Here is a 1,993-nt window from a genome sequence, read left to right on the forward strand (position 1 = left end):
CGACTTCACCGACAACCTGGAGGTCTTCGCCGGCGCCGGCTACGACGTCATCGGCGTCTCCCCCGACAAGCCGGAGAAGCTCGGCAAGTTCCGCGGCGGATTTGGAGAAAGTTCGACCTCAAGCCCCACCTGCAGGACAGCTTCAAGCTGTCCACCGACCCGCAGTTCGTGGACAAGGCCGTCGACGTCGTCGGGCTCTACCACAACCCGCCCGAGCGGGCGGTCGTGCTGTGCGTCGACGAGAAGTCCCAGATCCAGGCACTGGACCGCTCCCAGCCGGTGCTGTCGATGATGCCCGGCATGCCCGAACGCCGCACCCATGACTACCTGCGGCACGGCATCACCAGCCTGTTCGCCGCCTTCAACATCGCCGACGGCACCGTCATCAGTGAACTCCACCGCCGCCACCGGGCGATCGAGTACAAGAAGTTCCTGGTCACCATGGACAAGGCCGTTCCCACCGAGCTCGACGTGCACGTGGTATGCGACAACTACGCCACCCATAACACCGCCGAGATCAAGACCTGGCTGGCCCGGCACCCGCGCTTCCACGTGAACTTCGCCCCGACCGGCTCCTCCTGGCTCAGCCAGGTCGAGCGCTGGTTCGGCCTCCTCACCGACAAAATTCCTCCGTCGCGGCGTGCACACCTCCGTCCAAGCCCTCGAGAACGACATCACGGCCTGGATCAAGACCTGGAACGACAACCCACGCCCCGTCACCTGGACCAAGACCGCCGACGAGATCCTCAAATCCCTCGCCGACTACCTCACCGAGATCAGCCCGGCAGGTCCGGCATCAAAGCAAAACTCACCCTCGTGATTTGCGGCGCAGAACACTAGTGAACGAGATCGTCGTCAACGCCGTCACCGGCATCACCACCCACGGCACGCCGTCCCGCGCCGATCCTCGGCAGGCACCGGCCCTGCCGCACCCTGCCCGCCGTCCGCCTGCCGCTGTCCGGCAGCCCTGACCGCGTGCCACCTGCGGCGTGGGTGCAGGGCTGAGTCGACGGCCGCACCCGAGCTTCCCGAACGGCCGCTCGGTCGGTGGCCTTTCAGGCTGGAACGGCTCCGGCCGGCCGAATTTCTGTTATGCCAATTGACACAACATCAAATCTGCTCCTAGGCTCACGGCCATGGAAGAAGAGGTCAAACGCCGCGGCCGGCCGCGGAAGGACCCGGAGCGACTGGCGCGCTGGGCACCGCCGGACGGCTGGTCGCGGCTGGTCGCCTGGGTCTCGCCGGAGGAAAAGAAGGCGCTGAAGCGCGTCGCCGTGGATGCCGGGGTCTCCGTCGCGGACCTGGTGCGGTCATTGGCGGGCGGCCTGGCCGCGGGGGCGATCACGCACGAGGAACTGGTCGGGCAGGTCAGGAGAGGCAGGCAGGTCATGGAGAAGATCCCCACGCTGTTCGAGCGGGACGGCGACTTCCGCGTCGTGGACCGCCCGCGCGCCGAGTGCGCCTGGGTGTTCGCCGGGGAGGGCGCGCCCACCGAGAAACTGGACGGCACCAATGTCCGCCTGACCGTCCGCGGGGGCCACCTGGTGCGGGTGGAGAAGCGGCGCAACCCCAGCAAGGCGCAGAAGCAACAGGGCATCGTTGACGGCTGGTACGTCGACACCGACGAGCACGGCCCCGAGGACAAGTGGATCCTGGCCGCGGCCCGCAACACCGACGTGGCCACCTGGCCGGACGGTGAGCACGCCTGCGAGGCCCTCGGCCCGCGCATCCAGGGCAACCCGCTGGGGCTGGACGGCTACCTGTGCGTGCCGTTCGACCTGGAGGTGCCGGTGTACGAGGCGGTGCCGCGCAGCTACGACGGCCTGCGGGAGTTCCTCGCCGAACTGGAGAGCCGCTACGCGCCCGGCAGTCTGGCGGAGGGGATCGTGTTCCACCACTCCGACGGCCGCCGTGCCAAGATCAAGCGAAAGGACTTCCCCGCGGCAGTCTGAAGCCCGGCCGGCCCGCGCGTTCCCGGCCGGGAGCAGGCGTG

The 1,993-nt window shown here is 68.3% G+C and carries 1 protein-coding gene and 2 pseudogenes; all 3 read left to right on the plus strand.

What is annotated here, in order from left to right; genetic code table 11:
• Nucleotides 1-94, plus strand: a pseudogene (locus ABZ641_RS35100) (peroxiredoxin); the annotation flags it as partial.
• Nucleotides 94-820 (plus strand): annotated as a pseudogene (locus ABZ641_RS35105) (IS630 family transposase); the annotation flags it as partial. The pseudogenes ABZ641_RS35100 and ABZ641_RS35105, both read left to right, overlap by 1 nt.
• A gap of 316 nt (nt 821-1,136) precedes the next feature.
• Entirely contained in the window at nt 1,137-1,952 is an 816-nt protein-coding gene (locus ABZ641_RS35110) for a hypothetical protein (RefSeq protein WP_359988445.1), read from the plus strand.
• Nucleotides 1,953-1,993: the final 41 nt, after the last annotated feature.

This window comes from Kitasatospora sp. NPDC007106, assembly GCF_040634455.1.
GTDB lineage: Bacteria > Actinomycetota > Actinomycetes > Streptomycetales > Streptomycetaceae > Kitasatospora > Kitasatospora arboriphila.